This is a genomic window from Microbispora sp. H10836, assembly GCF_012999525.1.
In the GTDB taxonomy this organism is placed as follows: domain Bacteria; phylum Actinomycetota; class Actinomycetes; order Streptosporangiales; family Streptosporangiaceae; genus Microbispora.
Window position 1 is genome coordinate 23130 of the sequence record NZ_JABBWU010000008.1, and the last position, 21624, is coordinate 44753.

15 protein-coding genes are annotated in these 21624 nt (G+C 71.4%); 10 read left to right on the top strand and 5 right to left on the bottom strand.

The window, feature by feature from the left end:
• Nucleotides 1–146: 146 nt before the first annotated feature.
• Together HHX30_RS16435 and HHX30_RS16440 are read right to left on the bottom strand one after the other, a co-directional pair.
• Nucleotides 147–1481: a PTS transporter subunit EIIC gene (locus HHX30_RS16435; RefSeq protein ID WP_169982840.1), complete on the bottom strand. Its 1335-nt coding sequence runs from the start codon at nucleotides 1479–1481 to the stop codon at nucleotides 147–149.
• Nucleotides 1482–1509: 28 nt separating this feature from the next.
• Nucleotides 1510–2250, bottom strand: coding sequence for a GntR family transcriptional regulator (locus tag HHX30_RS16440; RefSeq protein WP_169982841.1), 741 nt, complete (start codon nucleotides 2248–2250; stop codon nucleotides 1510–1512).
• Between the two features lie 153 nt (nucleotides 2251–2403).
• Here HHX30_RS16440 and HHX30_RS16445 point away from each other — a divergent pair, with 153 nt between their 5' ends.
• From HHX30_RS16445 to HHX30_RS16490, 10 genes are all read left to right on the top strand, one after another.
• Nucleotides 2404–3438: an SIS domain-containing protein gene (locus tag HHX30_RS16445; protein WP_169982842.1), complete on the top strand. Its 1035-nt coding sequence runs from the start codon at nucleotides 2404–2406 to the stop codon at nucleotides 3436–3438.
• Nucleotides 3439–3456: 18 nt separating this feature from the next.
• Nucleotides 3457–3693, top strand: a complete 237-nt coding sequence (locus HHX30_RS16450; RefSeq protein WP_169982843.1) for a glucose PTS transporter subunit EIIB — start codon at nucleotides 3457–3459, stop codon at nucleotides 3691–3693.
• 80 nt (nucleotides 3694–3773) lie between these two features.
• The gene (locus tag HHX30_RS16455) at nucleotides 3774–4220 is read left to right on the top strand and encodes a PTS glucose transporter subunit IIA (RefSeq protein WP_169982844.1); all 447 of its coding nucleotides are present in this window, start codon (nucleotides 3774–3776) and stop codon (nucleotides 4218–4220) included.
• 6 nt (nucleotides 4221–4226) lie between these two features.
• Nucleotides 4227–4862 carry an HAD family phosphatase gene (locus HHX30_RS16460; RefSeq protein WP_169982845.1) on the top strand — a complete coding sequence of 212 codons (636 nt, stop codon included), beginning with the start codon at nucleotides 4227–4229 and terminating at the stop codon, nucleotides 4860–4862.
• Nucleotides 4863–4886: 24 nt separating this feature from the next.
• Complete coding sequence (locus HHX30_RS16465) at nucleotides 4887–5144, top strand: HPr family phosphocarrier protein (RefSeq protein ID WP_169982846.1); 258 nt, start codon at nucleotides 4887–4889, stop codon at nucleotides 5142–5144.
• Nucleotides 5145–5149: 5 nt separating this feature from the next.
• Nucleotides 5150–6895 (top strand): phosphoenolpyruvate--protein phosphotransferase, encoded by a 1746-nt coding sequence (gene ptsP / locus HHX30_RS16470; RefSeq protein WP_169982847.1) that lies wholly within the window; start codon nucleotides 5150–5152, stop codon nucleotides 6893–6895.
• Nucleotides 6896–6954: 59 nt separating this feature from the next.
• Nucleotides 6955–8283 (top strand): glycoside hydrolase family 3 protein, encoded by a 1329-nt coding sequence (locus tag HHX30_RS16475; protein ID WP_311922486.1) that lies wholly within the window; start codon nucleotides 6955–6957, stop codon nucleotides 8281–8283.
• 55 nt (nucleotides 8284–8338) lie between these two features.
• A complete protein-coding gene (locus HHX30_RS16480) occupies nucleotides 8339–9010 on the top strand; it encodes an HAD family phosphatase (RefSeq protein WP_169982848.1) in 672 nt (223 codons plus the stop codon).
• A gap of 38 nt (nucleotides 9011–9048) precedes the next feature.
• Entirely contained in the window at nucleotides 9049–9555 is a 507-nt protein-coding gene (locus tag HHX30_RS16485) for a DUF6912 family protein (protein ID WP_169982849.1), read from the top strand.
• A gap of 51 nt (nucleotides 9556–9606) precedes the next feature.
• Nucleotides 9607–10239 carry an HAD family hydrolase gene (locus HHX30_RS16490; protein WP_169982850.1) on the top strand — a complete coding sequence of 211 codons (633 nt, stop codon included), beginning with the start codon at nucleotides 9607–9609 and terminating at the stop codon, nucleotides 10237–10239.
• Between the two features lie 74 nt (nucleotides 10240–10313).
• Here the strand turns inward: HHX30_RS16490 and HHX30_RS16495 are convergent, their stop codons facing one another.
• The 3 genes from HHX30_RS16495 to HHX30_RS43265 all read right to left on the bottom strand — a co-directional run bounded on the left by HHX30_RS16495 (nucleotide 10314) and on the right by HHX30_RS43265 (nucleotide 21294).
• A complete protein-coding gene (locus tag HHX30_RS16495) occupies nucleotides 10314–10763 on the bottom strand; it encodes a hypothetical protein (protein ID WP_169982851.1) in 450 nt (149 codons plus the stop codon).
• Nucleotides 10756–17088 carry an RHS repeat-associated core domain-containing protein gene (locus HHX30_RS16500; RefSeq protein ID WP_169982852.1) on the bottom strand — a complete coding sequence of 2111 codons (6333 nt, stop codon included), beginning with the start codon at nucleotides 17086–17088 and terminating at the stop codon, nucleotides 10756–10758. The genes HHX30_RS16495 and HHX30_RS16500 overlap by 8 nt, the downstream gene beginning before the upstream one ends.
• Nucleotides 17089–17154: 66 nt before the next feature.
• On the bottom strand, nucleotides 17155–21294 hold the full coding sequence (locus HHX30_RS43265) for a LamG-like jellyroll fold domain-containing protein (RefSeq protein ID WP_169982853.1): 4140 nt from the start codon (nucleotides 21292–21294) through the stop codon (nucleotides 17155–17157).
• Nucleotides 21295–21624: the final 330 nt, after the last annotated feature.

A 21624-nucleotide genomic window follows, 5' to 3' on the forward strand; every position in this document is an offset into this window, starting at 1 on the left:
CCGGGAAATCCCCTCGGGTTGGCGTGAGCCTCTCGGATTCGCACATGGTCTGATCGACGATTAACGGCATCCGCAACCACGGGAAACACAACAGGGGCGCCCGGGATCACCGGGCGCCCCTGCTCCCTGAGAGGGGACGTGACGCGTCAGGCGCGGGCCCGCGCCGTCTCGGCGCTCTCCCCGGAGTCCACGTCGGGCTCCGGTTCCCGGCCGGGCGTCATGATGTTCAGCTTCTTGATGAGGAAGCTGAAGACCACGTAGTAGAGGACGAAGTAGACGACGCCGATCAGCATGATCAGCCAGAAGTTGTGCGTGTTGTCCTTCGTCGCGTTCAGGGCGGCGTCGATCGCACCGGCGGAGAACCCGAAGCCGAGCCGTCCGTCGAGAGCGGCGACCAGGGCCATCGAGACGCCGGTGAGCAGCGCGTGCACCGCGAACAGGATCGGGGCCACGAAGATGAAGGCGAACTCGATCGGCTCGGTGATGCCGGTGACGAACGAGATCAGGGCCGTGGAGATCATGATGCTGCCGATGGCGGCGCGGCGGTTCGGCGGCGCGGCCCGCCACATGGCGATCGCGGCGGCCGGCAGGCCGAACATCATGACCGGGAAGAAGCCCGCCATGAAAGCTCCGGCGCCGTCCTGACCGGCGAAGTAGCAGTTCAGGTCGCCGGCGGCCTGGGTCGCGCCGACGGTGCACTCCGGCACGGTGAACCAGACGATCGAGTTGACGAAGTGGTGCAGACCGAAGGGGATGAGGCCCCGGTTCACGATCCCATAGATGCCCGCACCGAGTGTCGAGTGAGTGGCCAGCCAGTCGCCGAAGTTGGTCAGGCCCTGCCCGATCGGCGGCCAGACAAGGCCGAAGACGACGCCGAGGATCAGTCCGGCCAGCGCGGTGAGGATCGGCACGAAGCGGCGGCCGCCGAAGAACGCGAGGTAGGCGGGCAGCTTGGTCCGGTAGTACCGCTGCCAGAGGATGGCCGCGACGAGGCCCATGAGGATGCCGCCGAGCACTCCGGTCGGGTTGGCCGACGCCAGGTTGAGCGCTTCGGCCGGCTTGCCGTCCGCTCCCAGGACGGTCTGCGCCACCTTCTTGTGCACCGCCGCGTCCGCGGAGGCGTCGAAGAACATCAGGTGGGTGACCCGGTCCCAGACGAGGTAGCCGACCACGGCCGCCAGGGCGGTCGAGCCGTCGGCCCGCCGGGCGAAGCCGACCGCCACACCGATCGCGAACAGCAGTGGCAGCGCGTCGAACAGGGCGCCGCCCGCGCCGCCGATGACCTGTGCGATCTTGTCGAGCGTCGCGTTGTCCGTACGGCCGAGGAGGTCGTCCTGGCCGATCCGGAGAAGGAGAGCCGCGGCGGGCAGCGCCGCGATCGGGAGCATCAGGGAACGGCCGATACGGGACAGCGCGGTCATCACCGCGTTCTGGTTCGAGGGCGCGGCCGGCAGGCCCGCGTCGGCGGAGGTGGAACTCATCGGGTGTTCCTCCAGGGTGGGGGGACTACTAGAGGCGTCTGGCCGGGGCTCCGAGGAGCGTCCGGAGCTGGTAGCGGTCGGCGCGATAGGTGGAGACGCCGAGTTCGGCGCAGACCCCGCCGGCGAAGGACCGGCGCTGCAGCAGCAGCACGGCCCCGCCCCGGGGCAGTTTGAGCAGGTCGGCGTCGCTCGGATCGGCGACGCCGCCGTCGATGGTCAGCTCCCCGGCGTCCATGACGAGTCCGTAGCGCGACTCGAGCAGGGAGTACAGGGATCGTCCGGTCAGGTCGTAGGTGTCGAGATCGGGCGCGAGCGCGACCGGGATGTGGGCGCGCTCGATGCTCAGCGGTTCCCCGTCCGCCGTGCGCAGCCGCTCGATGAAGTGGACGGCGTCTCCCGGCTGGATGCCGAGCTGCCGTGCGAGGTGGGCACTGGCCCGGACCACCCGCCGGTCCAGGTCACGGGAGCCCGGCTCCATGCCGCGCGCCCGCATGTCGTCGGTGAAGGAGGTGAGTTGGAGCGCCAGCTCGATCTTCGGCCGGGCCACGAACGTGCCCTTTCCGGGGACCCGGTGCAACCGGCCCTCGGACACCAGGTGGTCGACGGCCTGCCGTACCGTCATACGGGACAGGTCATAACGCTGGCTCAGGTCACGCTCGGAGGGGATCGCCGCGCCGATCGGCAGCTCGTTGCTCTCGATGAGGTCGAGCAGGATCTCCCGTAGCTGGAAATACTTGGGCACCGGGCTGTCCGGATCGATCTGGGCCACTGATCCCTCCCCTCTCGCTCTGGATCGTCCGAATAAGTTAAGGTTCTTACTGGTCTAGTCCGGACTAGACCACAGCCGGGAAATGTGTGTCAATGTATGGGCCGGCGACGGATCGATAACGGACAAATCTCGCCAAGCAAGGGATGATCATCGATGACGACCAGAATGCGCGGTGAGATCGCCGAGCAGCCCGCGGCGATCCGGGCGACGCTGGACGCCCTCCTCCCGAGGACCGGCGACGTCGAGGCGGTCGCGCGCGGCACCCGGCACCTGCTGTTCGTCGCCCGCGGGACCTCGGACAACGCGGCGGTCTACGGCCGCTACCTGATCGAGTCGCGGGCGGGCCGGATGGCCGCGATGGGCGCGCCCTCCGTGGCCACCACCTACCGCCGCAGGCTCGACCTCGACGGGGTGCTCGCCGTGGGCCTGTCCCAGTCCGGCCGTACGGAGGAGATCGTCGAGACCCTCCAGTGGGCGAAGGACTGCGGCGCGAAGACCGTCGCGATCACCAACGGCGGCGAGGAGTCGCCGCTGGCCCAGGCCGCCGACCTCGCGCTGTGCACGCTCGCCGGCGAGGAGAAGGCCGTTCCGGCCACGAAGACCTACACGACCCAGCTCGCGGCGCTGGCCGTGCTCGCGATCGGCCTCGGCGCCGACGTGGACGCCGACGACCTGCGCAGGGTGCCGGACGCGGTGGAGAAGCTGGTCTCCGACCCCGGCGACCTGGACGCCGTGGTCGAGGGCCTGGCCGACAAGCCCGGCGTCGTCGTCTCCGGCCGCGGCCTGGCGTTCTCGACCGCGCTGGAGCTGGCGCTCAAGCTCAAGGAGGCGTGCTACCTGCACGCCATGGGCCTGTCGTACGCCGATCTGCTGCACGGCCCGATCGCGGTCGTGGACGCCGAGACCCCGGCGATCCTGGTGGCGGCGGGGCAGGGCCCGACACTGGCGGGCACGGTCGCGCTGGCCGAGCGGGTCACCGGCGCGGGCGCCGCCGCCTTCGGCGTCGGGGGCGGCGAACGGCTCGCCGCCGCCTCGACCGCCGCACTGAACGGTCCGGACCTGCCCGAGTGGGTGGCTCCGTTGGGACTCATCGTCCCCGGGCAGTTGCTCACCGAAGCGCTCGCGCGCAGGCTCGGAATCGACCCCGATTCCCCCCGCGGTCTGAAGAAGGTCACCCAGACCGACTGAACAACAGGAGGATCCCCCATGGCTGCAGACGCCGAGGCGATCATCGCCGGGCTCGGTGGCGCCGACAACATCATCGAGGTGGAGCCGTGCATCACCCGGCTGCGCACCGAGGTGCACGACGCCTCCAGGGTGGACCAGGCCGCGCTCAAGGCGGCCGGCGCCCACGGAGTGATGGCGGCGGGCAACGTCGTCCAGGTCGTGGTGGGCCCCGAGGCCGACACCATCGCCAGCGACATCGAGGACATCATCGGCTGATCCGGGAGGTCACGGCAGGTCCGCCGGTATCCGGCGGACCTATCGGTGACGCCTGCCCGGTCCCAGGGAAGGGCGCTTCATTGACGACTGTTCTCGCCCCGGTCGCGGGGGCGGCCATCGGGCTGGCCGCCGTGCCGGATCCGGTGTTCTCCCAGGCGATGGTCGGTCCGGGGACCGCGATCGACCCCGTACGCGGGCCCGTCGAGGCGGTGGCCCCGATCAGCGGCACGATCGTGAAGCTGCACCCGCACGCGTACGTCGTGGTGGGGGATGACGGCAGGGGCGTGCTGGTGCATCTCGGCATCGACACCGTGCAACTCAAGGGCGAGGGCTTCCGCCTGCTCGCGGCCGAGGGGGACCGCGTCGGCGCGGGGCAGCCCGTTGTGGCCTGGAACCCCGCCGCGATCGAGGCCGGCGGCCGCTCGCCGGTCTGCCCGGTGGTGGCGCTCGACGCGCCGGCCGGCGCGGTCGGGAAGGTCGCCGAGGGCGGCGTTAACGCGGGCGACGCGCTGTTCGAGTGGTCGTGACCAGTGATGGAGGCCGCGCTCTTCGACCTGGACGGCACTTTGATCAACACGGAGATCCGCAGCCTGGCCCTGTGGCGGATGCTCCTGGACAACCATGGGATCTTCTACGACGAGACGCTGCTGCGGCGCGTCATGGGCCGCCGCGGGGTGGACGTCGTTCCCGAGGTGCTGCCCGGGACGGATCCGGAGGTCGTGATGGAGGAGATCCGCTCCTACTACGACCATCCGGATCTGCCCGGCATCGTGCCGGTCCCGGGGGCGGCCGAGCTGGTGTCCCGGGTCGCGGAGCAGGGGGCTCCGCTGGCCCTGGTCACCTCGGCCCAGCGATGGTGGGCGGTGGAACGGCTCACCGACATCGGCGTCGTGGAGGTGGTACGGACCATCGTCTCCGCCGAGGACGTGAGCGTGGGCAAGCCCGATCCGTCCGGATATCTCCTGGCGGCCGACCTGCTCCAGGTGGACGCGGCGAAGTGCGTGGTGTTCGAGGACTCGCTCGCCGGAATCGCGGCGGCCCGGGCCGCGGGTATGACCTGCGTCGCGGTGGCCACCACCCATCATCCGGATGAACTGTCGCACGCGGATCTGGTAATCCCCGATATGTCGGGTATTGACTGGCCTTTGACGGAACTACCGGCGGTCTAGACCACCGCCCCAGGAGGAGGAAACGTGGCCGAACGCACAGTCAGCGTCGCGTCCGAGGTCGGGCTGCACGCCCGGCCGGCGGCGACGTTCGTGCAGACCGCGGCGAAGGTGCCCTTCGACGTCACCATCGCGAAGGCCGGCGGCGCGCCGGTGAGCGCGAAGAGCATCCTGTCGGTTCTGGCGCTCGACGTACGGCAGGGGGAGTCGATCGTCATCAGCGCGGATGGCGAGGGCGCCGAAGAGCTGCTCGACGAGCTCGCCCAGATCGCCTCGGCCTCCTGACGCCGATGGACGGGCAGCGGAAGACGGGGACGACGGTGGGGGACGACGACGGCACGCGGTCGCTGGCCGGCACTGTGCTTGCCGGTACGGGGGTCAGCCCCGGCGCCGGGTACGGCCCGGTCCATGTGCTCGTGGGTGAGATCCCCGAGCCCGACAAGGACGCGCGCCACGACGGCGACGCCGCCGCCGAACGCGCCCGCGCCGGACGGGCGGTCGAGGAGGTGGCCGCCGACCTGGAGGCGCGCGGCGCCAGGGCGGGCGGCGAGGCACAGGACGTGCTCGGCGCGCAGGCGTTGATGGCCCGCGACCCGAGCCTGGCCATGGAGGTCGGCGAGCTCGTCGACCGCGGCGTGGCCGCCCCGCGCGCCGTCTTCGACGCGTTCGGCAAGTATCGGGACCTGCTCGCGGCGGCGGGCGGCTACCTGGCCGAGCGCGTGGCCGACCTCGACGACATCCGCGACCGGGTGATCGCCGTGCTCACCGGCCTGCCCATGCCCGGCGTGCCGACGGGCGCCGATGAGCCGTTCGTGCTCGTCGCCAAGGACCTCGCCCCGGCCGACACCGCGCTGCTGTCGAAGGACGTGGTCGCCGCGTTCGTCACCGAGCAGGGCGGGCCCACCAGCCACACGGCGATCCTCGCCCGCTCGATGGGCGTGCCCGCCGTCGTGGGCTGCGCCGGCGCGACCGCGATCGCCCCCGGCACCTCCGTGCTGGTCGACGGTGCCTCGGGGCAGGTGCTGCTCGCGCCCGGCCCGGCCCGCGTGGCCGAGGCCCGCGCCGCCGACGAGGCACGGCGCGCGGCGCTGTCGGCGGCCACCGGCCCCGGCGCGACCGCCGACGGCCACCCCGTGCCCCTGCTCGCCAACATCGGCGGCCCCCGCGATCTGGAGAGCGCACTGGCCAACGGCGCCGAGGGCGTCGGTCTCTACCGCACCGAGTTCCTCTTCCTCGACCGGGAGACCGCGCCGTCGGGGAGCGAGCAGGAGCAGGCCTACCGGGCGGTGTTCGAGGCGTTCCCGGAGGGCCGGGTGGTGGTGCGCACGCTCGACTCCGGCGCCGACAAGCCGCTGGCGTTCCTGCCGCCTCCGGAGGAGGAGCCGAACCCGGCGCTCGGCGAGCGCGGCCTGCGCATGTTCCGCCGGTATCCGGAGATCATGGCCGCACAGCTGGGCGCGCTGGCCGGGGCCGCGGCGGGCGTCTCGGCCAAGGTGCAGGTCATGGCGCCCATGGTGGCCACCGTGGAGGAGGCCGAGTGGTTCGCCGAGGCCTGCCGTACGGCGGGGCTCGACGGCGCGGGCATCATGATCGAGGTGCCGTCGGCGGCGCTGCGGGCGGCGGACCTCATCCGGGCCGTCGACTTCTTCTCGATCGGGACCAACGACCTCACGCAGTACGCGCTCGCGGCCGACCGCCAGGTCAGCGCCGTCGCCGGGCTGCAGGACCCGTGGCATCCCGCGGTGCTCGACCTGATCGCGATGGCGGCCTCGGCGGCCTCCGCGGCGGGCAAGGGCTGCGGGGTCTGCGGCGAGGCCGCGGCCGATCCGGTGCTCGCCTGCGTGCTCGTCGGCATGGGGGTCACCTCGCTGTCCATGGGCGCCCCCGCGCTGCCCTGGGTGCGCGCGGCCCTGTCGCGGCACACGCTCGCGCAGTGCCGCGACGCCGCCGCCGCGGCGCGCTCGGCCACCTCGGCGCCGGACGCCAAAGCGGCAGCTCGCACGCAGCTGCCGGGCCTGGACGCGCTCGCGCTCTGACTCTCCGGCATACCCGGTCCGGGCCCGGTCGCCCCCGGGGCACGGATACGGTAAAGAACGTGCCACGAATCAGACACGGTGTCGTCATGCTCGCCCTTCTCGTGACCGGGTGCTCGTCCGTGTCCCCCGCGGCCGTGTCACCGGCAGCGTCCCCGGCAGCGTCGTCGGCGGCAGCGTCGTCGGCGGCGCCGTCGCCGTCCGGGGCCGGGTCCCCGTCGGCGTCGCCCGCGGCCCGGCCCTCCGCCGACCGGGCCGAACGGACGCTCGCGGCCATGAGCCTGCGGGACAAGGTCGCGCAGCTGTTCACCATCGTCGTCTGGGGCCCGAAGGCCGGGGCGGCGAGCAAGGAGAACGAGGCACGATACGGCGTGGCGACACCGGCGGAGGTGGTGGAGAAGTTCCGCCCCGGAGGGGTGATCCTGTTCGACTGGGCGGGCAACGTCTCCGGCGCGGGCCAGGTCGCCGCGCTCACCACCGGCCTGCGCGAGGCGGCGGCCAGGTCGGGCGAGGCGCCCCTGATGATCGGCGTGGACCAGGAGAACGGCCTCGTCTCCCGGCTCAAGCCGCTCGTCACCAAGCTCCCCGGCGCGTCGCAGATCGGCGCGACCGGCAAGACGGCGAACGCACGCGACGTCGCCAGGGTGACCGGTACGGAACTGCGCGATCTCGGCATCTCGCTCGACTTCGCGCCGGTCGCCGACGTCAACATCAACCCCCGCAACCCCGTCATCGGCCCCCGCGCGTACGGCTCCGACCCGAAGAAGGTGGCCGCGATGGTCGGGGCGGCCGTCGACGGCTTCCACGAGGCGGGCGTGGCCTCGGTCGCCAAGCACTTCCCCGGCCACGGGGACACCTCGGTCGACAGCCACACGGGCCTGCCGGTGATCACGCATTCGAAGGCGCAGTGGCGGAAGCTGGACGCGCCGCCGTTCCGCACGGCGATCGAGCACGGCGTGGACGCGATCATGTCGGCGCACGTGGTGATGCCGAAGCTCGACCCGTCGGGCGACCCCGCGACGCTGTCCCCCCGCATCCTCACCGGCCTGCTCCGCGAGGAGCTCGGCTTCGACGGCGTGATCAGCACCGACGCGCTCGACATGGCCGGCGTGCGGAAGAAGTACGGCGACACCGAGGTCGCCGTACGGGCCGTCCTCGCCGGGGCCGACATCCTTCTCATGCCGCCGAACCTGCCCAAGGCGTACGACGCCGTCCTCGACGCGGTGAAGTCGGGACGGATCTCCGAGCGCAGGATCGACGAGTCGGTGCTGCGGATCCTGCGGCTGAAGGACAAACGCGGCGTCTTCGGCCCGATCCACACCGATCCCGGCGCGCTGAGATCCGCCGCCCACCTCAGGATCGCCGAACGCGTCTTCGCGGCCGCCGGATGAGCAGACGGGCGGGCCGGGCGGCCTAGTATTTGAGGCACGTCGGCTGGGAGGCGCGGTGCTCAAGGGTGTGCTGATCGACTGGGGCGGGGTTCTGACCACGAGCCTGGCCGAGTCCGTCGCGGAGTGGATCGAGGCGGACCGGATCGACCCCCGGCACTACCGGGAGGTGATGCGCGCCCTGGTCGCGCAGGCGTACCGGGCGGGCGCCGAGCCCGGCGTGGAGAACCCGATCCACGCGCTGGAGCGGGGCGAGATCCCCGTCCTCGAGTTCGAGCGCGCCCTGGCGGCCCGGCTGGTGACCCTCGACGGCGGGCCGCCGGAGGCCGACGGCCTGCTGGCCCGGATGTTCGCCGGCTTCCGGCCGGTCGAGGAGATGAACGAGATGCTGCGCCTGGCTCGCGCGGGCGGTTACAGCACCTGTCTGCTGTCCAACTCCTGGGGCGACCACTACGCGCGTGAGGGCTGGGAGGCCATCTTCGACGCGGTCGTCATCTCGGGCGAGGTCGGCATGCGCAAGCCCGAGGAGCGGATCTTCCACCACGCGCTCGGCCTGCTGGGGCTGGAGCCGGGACAGTGCGTGTTCGTCGACGACATCGAGGCGAACATCCTGGCCGCCCGCGCGATCGGCCTGGTCGGCGTCCACCACAACGAGCCCGCGGCGACCATCGCCGAGCTGGAGCGCCTGTTCGGCCTGCCTCTCCGCGAGACCGGCACCGCCCGCCTGTAGTTCGCCCGCCCGCACATTCACACCGAGTCGAGGAACGCATGCGCGTGTATCTGCCGTCCACGATTCCCGCGCTGGCGCGCGTCGTCGCCGCGGGAGAGCTGGGTCCGGCCCCGCTGACCGGCTTCGCGGTCACCCCCGCTCTGATCGAGTGGTACGTCTCGGGGGACACCGAGGAACTGGAGTACGTCGCGCTGACCGAGGCCGCCCGGGCCTCCCTGCGCATGCTGGCCGCCGACCGCAAGGACGGCGTCGAGGTGGCCGCGCGGCGGATCGTGATCGCGGCCGAGGTGCCCGACGAGACCGTGAAGGCCGGCGCCGAGCTGGAGGAGCGCGCCCGCGTGCGGGTGCTGGAGCCGGTCCCGCTGCGGCTGGTCGCCGCGGTGCACGTGGACGACCCGGACGCCGTGCCGGACGTGGAGGCCGCGATCGCCGCGCTGCCGTCGGCCGACGCCGGGGACGACGACGCGCGGTTCGTCGTGGACGGCGCGGAGGACCACGAACTGCTGTGGTACGCCACACAGGAGATCCCGGATCTGCTCACCTGACCCACGGCGTTCATGGATATGTCACACCCGGCGTCTAAGCTGGGAGACACGATGACACACATTGTTTGGGACTGGAACGGCACGCTCTTCCACGACATCGACGCCGTCGTCGGCGCGACGAACGAGCTCTTCCAGTCGTACGGCCTGGGGCCGTACGACGCGGAGGGCTTCCGCGAGGTGTACACCCGCCCCATCTGGGTGGCGTACGAGCGGATGCTCGGCCGGCCGCTCAGGGAGGGCGAATGGGAGTTGCTCGACGCGGGCTTCCACGACCACTACCACCGGCTGATGGAGGCGTGCAGCCTCGCCGAGGGGGCGCTGTCGAGCCTGCGCGCCTGGGGTGAGGCGGGCCGCACGCAGTCGCTGCTGTCCATGTGGGGCCACGAGAGGCTGGTCCGCAAGACCGGCGAGTTCGGCATCGACGGCCACTTCACCAGGATCGACGGCTCGCGCTCGGCAACCGGCGGCCACAAGGCCGAGCACATGGTCGAGCACCTGCGCGCGCTCGGTGTCGACTCGGCGAAGGTCGTCGTCATCGGTGACAGCGTGGACGACGCCCACGCGGCCCAGCACGTCGGCGCCCGCGCGATCCTCTACACCGGCGGCATGACCAGGCGGTCGGAGCTGGAGGGCGTCGGGGTCCCGGTGGTGGACTCGCTGGCCAACGCCCTCGACCTCGTCTGACGGCCGCCACCCGGCCCGCTACCCGGCGGCTTCCGGTGGCTTCCGACGGCGAGCCGCCGGAAAGCCACTCGGGTTCACGCGTCCCGGCGGGCCTGGCGTTCCTCCTCCTCCAGCAGCCATCGGGGCTTGGCCCTGCGCGGCGGCCGGTAGAGCCGCTTGACGGCCACACCGCCGACGACGAACGAGGCGAACAGGAACAGGCCCATGATCGCGTCCCAGGTCTCCTGACCGGAGACCCGGGTGTAGGCGAGCATCACGGCCCACATCGCGAGCATGACGGCCCCGGGGAGCTGCGCGAACGGCAGGTTGCGCAGCTCCTTCGGGTTGTCGGTGTCGAAGTAGCGTGCCGCCCAGGTGCTGCCGGCCCCGCTTCGGACGAACCTGACGTGGTTGACGAAGCCGAGGATCGCGAGCAGGGCGGCGGCGAGCACCGCCCACACCGGCGCGTGCGGGTAGCCCGCGACCTCGTCCGGGGCGGCCACCAGGCCGGCCGTGTCGGCCAGGGCGCCCGTCATGCTAACCAAAGAGACTCTTCCATCCCTTCTTGATACCCGACCCCACCGACTTGACGGTGTTCACCACCGGCTTGCGCATGTGGTCGTACGCGGCGATCGCGGTGTCGCCGACGACGCCGCCGACCATACCGCCGATGTAGGCGCCCGCGGCGCCGCAGACGGCGGCGAGCACGACGCCCGGGCTGCACGCCGCCGCGCCGATCGTGGCGCCCGCGTAGGAGCCGCCCGCGACCGCCGCCCCGCGGATGGTCGCCCGCGCGATCTTCTCACCGGTGTTGACGTCCTTGCCCGAGTCGCTGTTCCACTGGGTGAGCGCGCCGTCGGCGAAGGTGGCGACGACGCCGAACCTGCCGACGAACTTGCCCGCCTTGCCGAGCCGGCCGCCCCACTTGATGCCGCGCGCCTCGATCCGGTTGGCCTTCGCGTCGTACCACTTGCTGAGCCCCTTCCACAGCCACTTGGTCAGCCAGTTGCCCTCCGGATAGCTGACCGACTTGAGCTTGTAGAGGCCGGCCATGACGCGGCGGCTCTCCTTGAAGTTCTCCCCCCAGGTGTTGAGCATGTCCGCGGGGCCGCCCAGTCCGTACGCCAGCCAGCCCAGGGCGGTGAACTTGCGCGGGTCGACGCTGGCCAGGGTGTTGCTCTTCACCGTGGAGCCGAAGCTCGGGCCGGAGCGGTGCGGGGCGCCGCCCCCACCGCCGGTGTATCCACCGCCGCCGCCGTGGCTCCCACCGCCGCCACCGCCGTGGTGGTTTCCACCGCCCCCACCGCCGCCGTGGTTGAGGACGGCCAGCAGGGCCCGCAGGAGCGCCAGCATGATCGCCAGCCAGCTGCCCCAGAACTTGCCGTCGGGGTCGGTGAAGGTGACGGGGTTGTTGCCGGCGTAGGCGTAGCCGTTCATCTGCTGCGGGTCGTGCGGATCGATGATCGGGTCGACGCTGATGAACCTGCCGGTGGCCGGGTCGTACTCGCGCGCCCCGAGGTGGGTGAGCCCGGTGGAGTCGTCCACGGTGCCGCCGACGAAGCCCTTCTCGCCCGGCCAGGAGCCCGGGGGCGATCCCCGCAGCTGGCCGAAGGGCTTGAACCGGCGCTGGGTCAGCGACTGGTTCGCCGCGTCGATCGCCAGCTCCGCCGTGCCGTTCTGGTCGGCGGCCAGGAACTTCACGCCCGCGGTGGTGCGCACCGCGACCGTCACGGTGTCGTGGGTGTAGTACCTGGTCGCCTGGACCTTGGCCGTGGCCTTGTCCAGGCGCAGCTCCAGCCCCGGGAGGTAGAGCGTGGTGCCGCCGGGGTCGCGCCGGACGAGCCGGTTGCCGTCGGCGTCGTACAGGTAGGAGGTCACCTTCGTGCCCTCGGTCACCTTGGCGAGGTGGCCCTCGACGTCCCACTCCAGCGTCTGGGCCGTGGCGCCGATCGTGCGGCCGGTGGTGTTGCCGGTCTCGTCGTAGGCGTAGGACTCGGTGCGGGCGCCCGCGCCGCCGGTCTGGGTCACGCCGGACAGGGCGTGCGGATGCGGCGAGCCGGGGGCCGGGTAGTCGTAGGCCCGGGTCGTGTCGGCCGCGCCGCCGACGCCGTGTTCGACCTCCTTCGTACGGTTGCCGGTGACGTCGTACCCGAACGACTGCCAGTAGGGCGCGACGCCGCCGATGACGCTCGCGCTCGGCGTGCCCGCGCACGACCGGGTGCCCTGCGTCCAGGCTTCGGTGAGGCGGCGCAGGTAGTCGTAGCCGAAGCACTGGGTGTCGGTGCCGCCGCGGGACACGTCGGAGATCGACACGACGTTGCCCACGGCGTCGTAGGTGTAGGTGGCGTCGCGGTCCACGCCCGGCACGTCCTCGCGGTCCACCCGCGACGAGTGGAGGCGCTGCGTGCCGTACTCGTAGGAGTAGGTGAACCAGGTCTTCTTGCCGCCGGTCGACAGCTCGTACTGCTCGGGCTTGCCGGTGAGGCTGTGGATCGAGTCGGTGACGTACGGCGACAGGCCCGACATGGTGGTGGGCCGGCGCAGGTCGTCGTAGGAGTAGACGACGGTCTCGGCGGGCAGGCCGCCGGCGTCGGGATAGGTGGCCGACTGCACGGTGCCGTCCAGCTTGTAGCGCGTGTCGAACACGTAGCTGCCCGCGAGCGCGCCCTCGGCGGACGGGATCGTCACGGTCGTCCGGATGGCCCGGTAGAGGTTGTCGTAGGCGTTGAACGTGGTCGTGTACGCCTGGCCGCTCACGTACCTGGTGGCGCTGGACGCCTGGCCCTTGCGCACGGTGTCGTAGGTCCACGACGCCATCAGCGGTCCGGTCGCCGAGCCCTCGCGGGTCTCCGTCCTGCGGCCCATGGAGTCGTAGACGTTGAAGATCTTCTTGCCGCGCGCGTCGGTGGTGGTCAGCACGTGGTCGAGGTCGTCGTACGTCGTCTTCGTCGTGCCCTTGTCGGGGTCGCGGACCTCGATCTCACGCCCGCGCAGGTCGTGGAAGTGGGTCCACACGTTGCCCGCGGGGTCCTTGACGGTGGAGAGCTTGCCGGCGGGCGTGTAGGTGTAGGTCGTCTTGTCGTAGTCGCCGGTCGGCGAGTCGCCCTTGTACTGACGCAGCTCGACGATCTGGTCGCGGGCGTCGGTCAGCGTGGTCACCGGCGTGTCGCCCGTCGGCGGGTCCACGGTGACCCGGCCGCCGCCGTAGCTGGTGACCGTGCGCCACTTCTCCTTGGTCTCGCCGTTGCCGACCAGGAACCGTTCGAGCGTGACCCGGTTGCGGCCGTCGTAGTCGAACACCTTCTGCGACTCGACGTCGCCGTCGTACGCGCCGAACAGCTTGGTCGAGGGGGCCGCGGTCGAGTAGTACTGCCCGTACTCGCGGGCCACGTTGCCCCGGGAGTCGTAGAACTTGTCGCTGACCAGGCGGCCGCCGTCCGGCCCCGGCTCCTGGGTCTGGCGCAGCCGCAGCCGCCCGTCGTACAGCTCGTACGTCGGCGGGGTCTGGCCGCCCTCGGCGTCCAGCTTCTTCGTGGCGATGGCGACGATCTCGCCGTCCACGATGCGGTAGCCGAACTCCAGGTTCGGCGTCTGGCTCGCGGCCTTCGACCGGTCGGGCATCCACACCTTCAGCAGGCGGCCGAGCGCGTCGTACTCCAGGTCGGTGCGCTTGCCGTTGGCGTCGATCTTGACGGTCTCGAACCCGTACGCCGGGTCCTTCTCCTGGCTGGTGACGTGGGCCGTCGAGGAGTCGCCGGGGACCACCGGCGGCCCGGTGACCTTCACACCCGTGTTCAGCCCGCCGGTGTCGGTGTAGGCCGTGGTCGTGACGTGGCCGGCCGCGTTCTTGGTGGTCAGCTCGCGGCCGTAGGCGTCGTACGTGGAGATCTCCTTGGCGACGTACGTCGCGGTGGTGCCGTCGTGCGCGGCGATCGTCTCGACACGGGTGATGTCGCCCTTGGTGGGCGCGGCCCCGAAGGCGCCGTTGTCGTAGAAGGTGCGGTCGTCCTCGACGACCTGCTTCGACCGGTCGGGGGTGGCCGAGCACGCCACCGCGACGGTCTCCACCCTGGACGGATACCTCAGCATCCAGGCGCCGGTGTTCTGGGCGTAGGTGGTGCGGGTGCACCGGTCGTCGGCGGTGGTGGACAGGTCGCCCTTGTCGTCCACCTGGGTGGTGAGACCGGCGACGGGCTCGTACTTGGTCGCGCTCTCGGTCTCCCGCCAGCCGCCGCCGTCCATCGCGGTCCACGTGTGCGTCTTGGCGACGTTGACGATGTTGGCGGTGACGGTGCCCCAGCTTCGGGTGCGCTTGGCCGTCTCCTGGTACCACGGGGTGTTGACGGTCTTGACCGCGACCGCGCCGTCCACGCCCTCGTATTCGGTCCGCTTGAGCTCGAACCCCTGCAGCGGGTCCTCGTCGACGGCGCTGCCGCCCTCGCCGTCGGAGACCGTGACCTTCTTGGTCCCGCCGCCGGGCCCGGCCCGGTCGCCGTTCATGCCGCGCAGGTAGCGCGTCTCGACCTGGGAGCGCAGGTCGTTCCAGCCGCCGGTCCGCACCCGTACGCGGCCGTAGCCGCGCCACTGCGACCAGGTCTTGTACTTCTCCTTGGTCATGCCGTCGTCGTCGTCGTAGTGCCAGGCGGCGCCGTCGAGGTACTCGTACGTCGTCAGCGCGTCGGGGGAGCCGCCGGTGCGGTCGCTCTGCACGACCTGGGTGACGACGTACTTGTGGAACCAGTCGGTGATCGGGTCCTCGTACCCGGCGGGCGTCCACTTCACCGGGAAGCAGCGCCGGGTGTTGGTCTCCGGGGTGGGCAGCGAGCCGAGCGCGCAGTCGGCGTCGGAGTAGTTGACGTCGATCTGCCCGCCCGACTCGTCGTAGACCGCCCCGAGGCGGTACTTGACGAACGGCGGGATGTCGTCGCCCTGCTTGTCCACGCGGTTGGGCAGTTGCACGTGGTTGAAAGTGACCGAGGGCAGTGTCACCGGGCTGCCGGTCGCGCGGCCGGTGTGCGCGATCGACTTCACCAGCAGGGCCTGGTCGATGTCCGCGTCGCCCCACAGGTGGTCGAGGGTCCAGTTGTCGACGTCACGGTAGCCGCCGTCGGCCTTGATCACCTGTGTGGTGACGCCGGTCAGCCGCTTGCGCGACCAGAACGTGGGCGCGAGCGTTCCGTGGGTCGCCTTGCACTCGGTGCCGGCGGTGCAGTTCAGGTCGTACGGCACGTCCGGCCACTTCGTGGGGTTCGAGCCGATCTTGCTCGGGTCGCAGTCGAAGGCGTCGGTCTTCAGACACCGCTCGGAGACGCCGAACACCACGCGCGCCGGGGCCTTGGCGGTGAAGAGGGTGTCGGAGCGCTGGCCGTACTCGATGCGGTCGAGCCAGCCGCCGCGCACGTACGGCGTCTCGTCCTCGGGCTTGAGGTTGCGGCCGTAGTGGTTGCCCTCCTGCTGGTAGTAGTACGTGATTGCGTTGCCGCGCGGGTCCACGACGTAGTCGAGGTTCCACTGGTAGGCCTGCTGGCACCACGAGGCGGCGAAGGTGGAGGCGTGGCACGGCTCGCCCGCGTCGTCGCCGAACACGGGATGGGTCCAGGCCGACTTCGTCTCCGGCTTGCCGCTGCTCCAGCCGGGCAGCCGGTTGAGCCCGAAGAAGAACTGCACGCCGTCGGGGGTGGTCAGCTTCCAGTACTCCCCGTCGTCGTCACCGTTGGCCTTGGCCGTGTCCTTCAGGCGCTCGACCCGGGTGCCGTCGTCGTTCTTCATCCGCCACGTGCCGTCGGAGGCCTGGATCAGCTCGCCGCCGCGTCCGTTCCAGCTGATCACGGCGTTGTCGTACGCCCAGCACTGGTCGCCGGGCGGGGTGCCCCACTGGTCCTTCGGCGCCCCGTCGTCCGCGCAGGGCTTGTAGGCGCGCTTGATGTAGCCGGGCCAGTAGTCGAAGCCCTCGCCCACCCAGGACGGCTGGTTGTTGGTGTTGGACGTGCGGCCGTCCACCGCGCCCGAGGAGTAGCCGATCTCCACCTTGGGCGTCAGCTCACCGGGGACGGGCGGCACCCGCAGGGGATAGGACCAGGAGAAGTCGCCCGACTGCTCGGCCACGGTCCAGGTGGCCGACGGCGACAGCTTGGTGGCCTTGTAGTCGCCCTTGTCGCTGGAGTCGCCGGACACCGCGGCCAGCACGGTCGCCTGCTCTCCCGCGAGGGCCGCCGTCCCCGCCTCCGGGGCGGCCGGGATGGTCGCGGTGAGCGTGCCCTTCGCCGCGTCGTTGCGCGCGCGGACCGGCGTCTCCGTACGGCAGGCGGGCTGGTCGGGGGTGGTCAGCGCGCAGGCGGGCAGCCGGACCAGCCGCAGCCGGCTGCCGTACGAGCCGCCGAAGTCGTCGGCGAGGGCCGAGTAGTCGACCGTGACGCTCGTCGTGCCGCCGGCCGCGACGTCTTTGGCGGCACTGTCTTTGGCGGCACTGTCCTTGGTCGGTGTGTCTTTGGCGGCCGTGTTTTCGGCGGGCGCGAGGGTGAACAGGGCGCCGTCGACGCCCGCGCGCTCGGCGGCGGCGCGGTCGATCATCCGCACGGCGCCGGGGGAGGTGACCTTCACCTCGCCGGACGGGCGTGGCCGCGTGGCGGGGGTGCCGGCCGGGTCGGGGCGGCGGGGCTTGACGCCCAGCGTCTCGCCGCGGACCACGCGCTCGGCGCTGTTCACCTCCGGGCGTCCCGCGTCCGGGGCCGCCGCCTGGGCGGGCTGGGCGACCAGGGACGCCGCGACGGTGGCGAGCGCCGTGACCACGGCGACCCCGCGTCTGAACCGCTGCCTCGACCGCTGCCTGAACCGCTGGCTGAACCGCTTCGGGTGGGGGAACCCGTACATGCGCAACCTCCCGCCCGGCCGCCGCGTGGCGGCCGGGCCTGGTTTCGATTTCGAGTCGCCGGTTCTCTACAGGCCGGTGTCGGTGGCCAGCTCGGTGCCGCCGGCCAGCATCTGGATCTGTTCCTCGGTCGCGATGCCCTGGAAGGCCCAGACGTCGTCGATCACGCCCGGCCAGTACTCGCCCCACGCGCCGTCCGCCTTGGTGCGGCCGAGCTGGAGCCCCTTCCCGGCGTTGAAGCCGAGCACGTTGTGGCGCCAGGACACCGTGTCCTCGACCTGTTCGAGCTCGCCGTTGACGTAGAGCCGCATCTCGTCCTGGAAGGCGTCGTACACGATCGCCACGTGGTCCCAGTCGAAGCCGGACTGGAAGGCCGAGTGCTCGGCGGTCGGCCGGGCCGCGCCGGTCGCGTCCTTGTCCGGCATCTCGATCTGGTATCCGCCCGCGTTGGCCGGGTCGGCCGGGTCGGGCCGGTAGCGCAGGGTGAACGCGCTGTTGACCGAACCCTCCTGGCTGAAGACCGCCGCGGCCCTGGACGGCCGTCCCGCGGTGGTCACCCAGCCCGCGATCGTGAAGCTCTCGTCGGTGCGGACGACCGGGACGGAGGTGGCGGCGTAGTCGCCGTCGCCGTCCAGCGCGAGGCCGCCCGGCGGGGTGCCGACCCAGCCGGCTCCCTGGTCGATCCTGGCGTTGCCGTTCAGCGTGACGTGGCGCCCGGACGGGCCGTCGTCGGCGGCGATGGTCAGCGAGGCGCCGGAGGCCAGCGTCGCGATCTCCGAGTCGCTGACGATCTGGTCGTACAGCCGCACGTCGTCGATGTCGCCGGGGAAGTAGGACTTCAGCGTGCCGTACCAGCCGGCCCCGATCTGCACCGGGCCGGTGGCCTTCCACGGCGTGGTGAAGGCCGTCGTGGAGTTGAGCTTGCCGTTGACGTAGAGCCTGATCTGCTTGTTCGCCGCGTCGTACACACCGGCGAGGTGGGTCCAGACACCGCCCTCGGGCACGGCCGAGGACTGCGCCCGGGTGATCACGTCGTCGTCGTTGTCCTTGTCGTACCGGTTGAAGATCCACCGGTCGTAGTACGACGAGTAGTACAGCTCGAACCCGCTGCGGCGGGAGCCCGCCTGTGTCGCGATGATCGCGGCGTGGGTCGGTTTGGTCGCCGGGAGCTTCGCCCAGGCCGACACCGAGAAACTCTTGGTGGTGTCGGGCAGGACCGGGCCGCCGGTCTTGAGATAGCCGGTCGTGCCGTCGAGGCGCACGGCCTTGCCGAACCGCCCCGCCGCGCCGAACGTGACGCCGCCCTGCGGACCGGCCGGGTAGGCGCCGCCCACCTCCTCCGCGCGCGGGGCCCCGGCCGCCTCGTCCATCTTCCAGTAGGCGGTGGCGGCCCTTACGGCGGAGGCGGAGTCGTTCAGCTTCCAGCGCGCCGCCACCACCGGGTGCTGGGTGAACAGGTTGCCGACCTCCTCGGGCGTGACGATGCGGTCGAACAGCCGCACGTCGTCGATCTCGCCGGGGAAGAAGGCGTCGAGCTTGCCGTACCAGCCCGTGCCGATCTGCACCGGGCCGGTGGCGTTCCACGGGGTCGTGTAGGCCGTCGTGGCCTGGAGGCTGCCGTTGACGTACAGCTTGATGTTCTTGGCCACCGCGTCGTACACGCCGACCAGATGGGTCCACTCGGCGCCCTGCGGCGCCGCCGTGCCGACGGCCCGGGTGATCGTGCCGTCGGTCGTGTCGTTGTTGTAGCGGTTGAACACCCACCGGTCGTAGCTGGAGGAGTAGTACAGCTCGAACCCGCTGCGCAGGCTGCCGATCTGGGTCGCGACGATCCCGGCGTGCGTGGGCTTGGTCGCGGGGAGCCGCGCCCAGGCCGACACCGCGAACCCGCTGCGCGTGTCGAGCACCGGCCCGGCGGTCTTGGCGTAGCCGGTGGTGCCGTTGGTCTGCATCGCGGTCTTCGACACGCCGTCCACTCCGAGGGTCACCCCGCCGTACACGGTCGCGGGGTACGCGCCCGAGGCGTCGGCCACCTGGGTGGAGTCGATCGGCTCGTCCAGGGCCCACTCGGCCTTGGCCGGCGAGCCCGCCTTCACGCGGAACACGTAACGCCCGATCTCGCTGGAGTTGCCCGCCGCGTCGAACGCCTTCACGGTGAGGTAGTTCGGCCCGGCGTGGTCGGGCGCGATGTCGATGGTCACCGCCCCGCCCGCGCTGGACGGCTTGCGCTCGTTCGCGGAGGTCGGGTTGGAGTTGATGCCGAACCAGTACTTGACCACGTCGGCCGAGGACGAGGCCGCGGTGAAACGGCCGTAGCGGCCGACGCCGTCGTACCAGGGGTCGGCCTCGTTCTCCGGGTCCGACTGCGGGTAGGCCGTCGACGACAGCGTGGGAGCCGCCGGCACGCTCTTGTCGTAGGTGAAGTAGCACGCGGTCGCGTCGCCCGCGTAGCTCCACGGGCTGTACTGGTAGCCGTCCCAGGTGCGGACGTACCAGTTGATGGTCTTCTTCTCGGGAATCGACGCCGGCAGCGTGACCTGGAAGGTCGAGCCGGTGGTCTTCGGGCCGATCTTGCCCGACGACCACTTCTGCGCGCCGTCCCAGGTCGCGCCGAACTCGGCGTACACCTTCTTGGCGTCGGCGGAGTCGGCGTCGTGCAGGACCGCCGAGATGGTGGGGGGCACACGCACGGCGGGGGCGGGGGAGTAGACGCAGGTGCCGCCGGGGTTCATCGACAGGTTCGACATCTTCGGCTGCGGGGGCGGGGTGTTGTAGTTGACCCGCAGGTAGGCGTCGTCGGCGAAGCGCTTCCAGCCGTAGGCGTCGGTCTCGTAGCCCGCGCGCAGGCCGAACGTCGTGGTCGACCACTTGCCGGCCGCGGCGTCCTTGACGGCCTTCGTCGCGTTGAACTCGACGTCGCCCGCCGGGCAGCTGGACGACCAGCCCTTGGCCACGTCACGGGTGTCGAGGTGCTCCAGCCAGTTGTCCTTGGTGGAGTTCCACGTCGAGCCCTCGACGAACCCCTTGGTCCGCCACAGCTGCACCGTGCGGCCGTCGCAGGAGTACGACCAGGTCTCCTTGGCCACGAAATCGGCCGAGATGATGTACTTGCCGGCGTACGCGCTGGTCGGCATGCGGTAGAAGATGCGCTTGACGTCGGACGGCGCGCACTTCGAGTCGCCCGAGCACAGGCCCAGGCCCGAGTCGGCCTTGCCGCCGAACTTGTAGTACGGCTGGCTGGGATAGGTGCGTGACACGTACGCCCAGGCCGACGCCTTGACCGTCTTCCACACCGGGTCGATGTAGACGGGATAGCGGGTGCCGGGATCGTCGAGCAGCGCACGGTCGGGGGTGAGCGTGAGGTTGCCGCCCTCCACGGCCGCGTTGAGATTGGCGACCTTCGAGGTGTCGGACGGGCCGCGCTCCAGCGGAGCCGAGGTCGCCGCCTTCAGCGCGGGGGCCGGGGCGCCGGAGTCCCACATGACCGCCGCGGGCGCCTCGAACAGCGCCCCGCCGCCGGCGGCGTCGACCGCCTCGACGGCGCCGCCGTCCTTCGTCCGCACGCCCAGCCCCGCGCCGCCGAGGCCGAGCGTGAGCCGGGTCAGCGCGCCGTTCGCGGCGGCCTCCCTGGTCTTGACGACGAGGGTGTGGGAGAAGCCGTCCACGTCGGCCCGTACGACGAGGTCGACGTCCTTCATGACGTCGTGGTAGACGGCCGAGTCGCCCCGCAGTTCGGGTTCGGGGAGTCCTCCTGGCCATTTCAGCGACATCTCGCGGCCGGCCCTGGCGACGCGGGCCAGCGGCGCGTCGCCGCCGCCGGACAGCGACAGCCCGACCGTGCTCGCGCGAGGCCCGATCGAGCCGTCCGGGCGCTTGACCAGCGTCATGTCGGGCCCGACCCAGGAGTCGCCCTGCCGCACCCGCACGGGGCGCAGATGTTCGACCGTGGTGAACGTGCCGTCGGGGTTGGCGTAGGTCTCCCGATCCTCGCCGCGCTTGGCCAGCACCTCGACCGGGCGGCCGGTCTCGCGGGCGGCCCGCCCGGCCGCCTCGTCCGTGGGCGCTTCCTCCGCCGATGCCGGAGGGTCGGGCTCGGCGGCAGGGGGAGCGGCGTACGCCGCGGTCCCGCCCCGTCCCACTTCGACAGTTACGGTCAGGCCGGCCGCGAGGACCACGGCCAGCACTGTAGAACCCAGCTTTCGGTACACGACGTCTGCCTCATTCTGGACAGGGTGGGACGAGTGCCAAGAACCGCGCGGAGGGAGCAAAAAACGTTTACAGGTGCTGATCGTTAAGAGAACCGCCGGTGACAGATCTTGTCAATATCTTGTTCGCGCAGTGGTGGACGATTAATATCCCCGGGGCGCGGGCGGAAGGGGGGGAGGAGGGTTCGGGCCGAACCCGCGGTGGATTTGCGGACACTCCACATGCCGCACGGGCCGGGTTCCGGTTACGGCGCCTACCGGTGTAACGGGTGCCCGGAGAGGGCGTGAGGGCGTGTTTCGGCCGGTGCCTAGCGCTCTGTCCGCTCTGGGCGG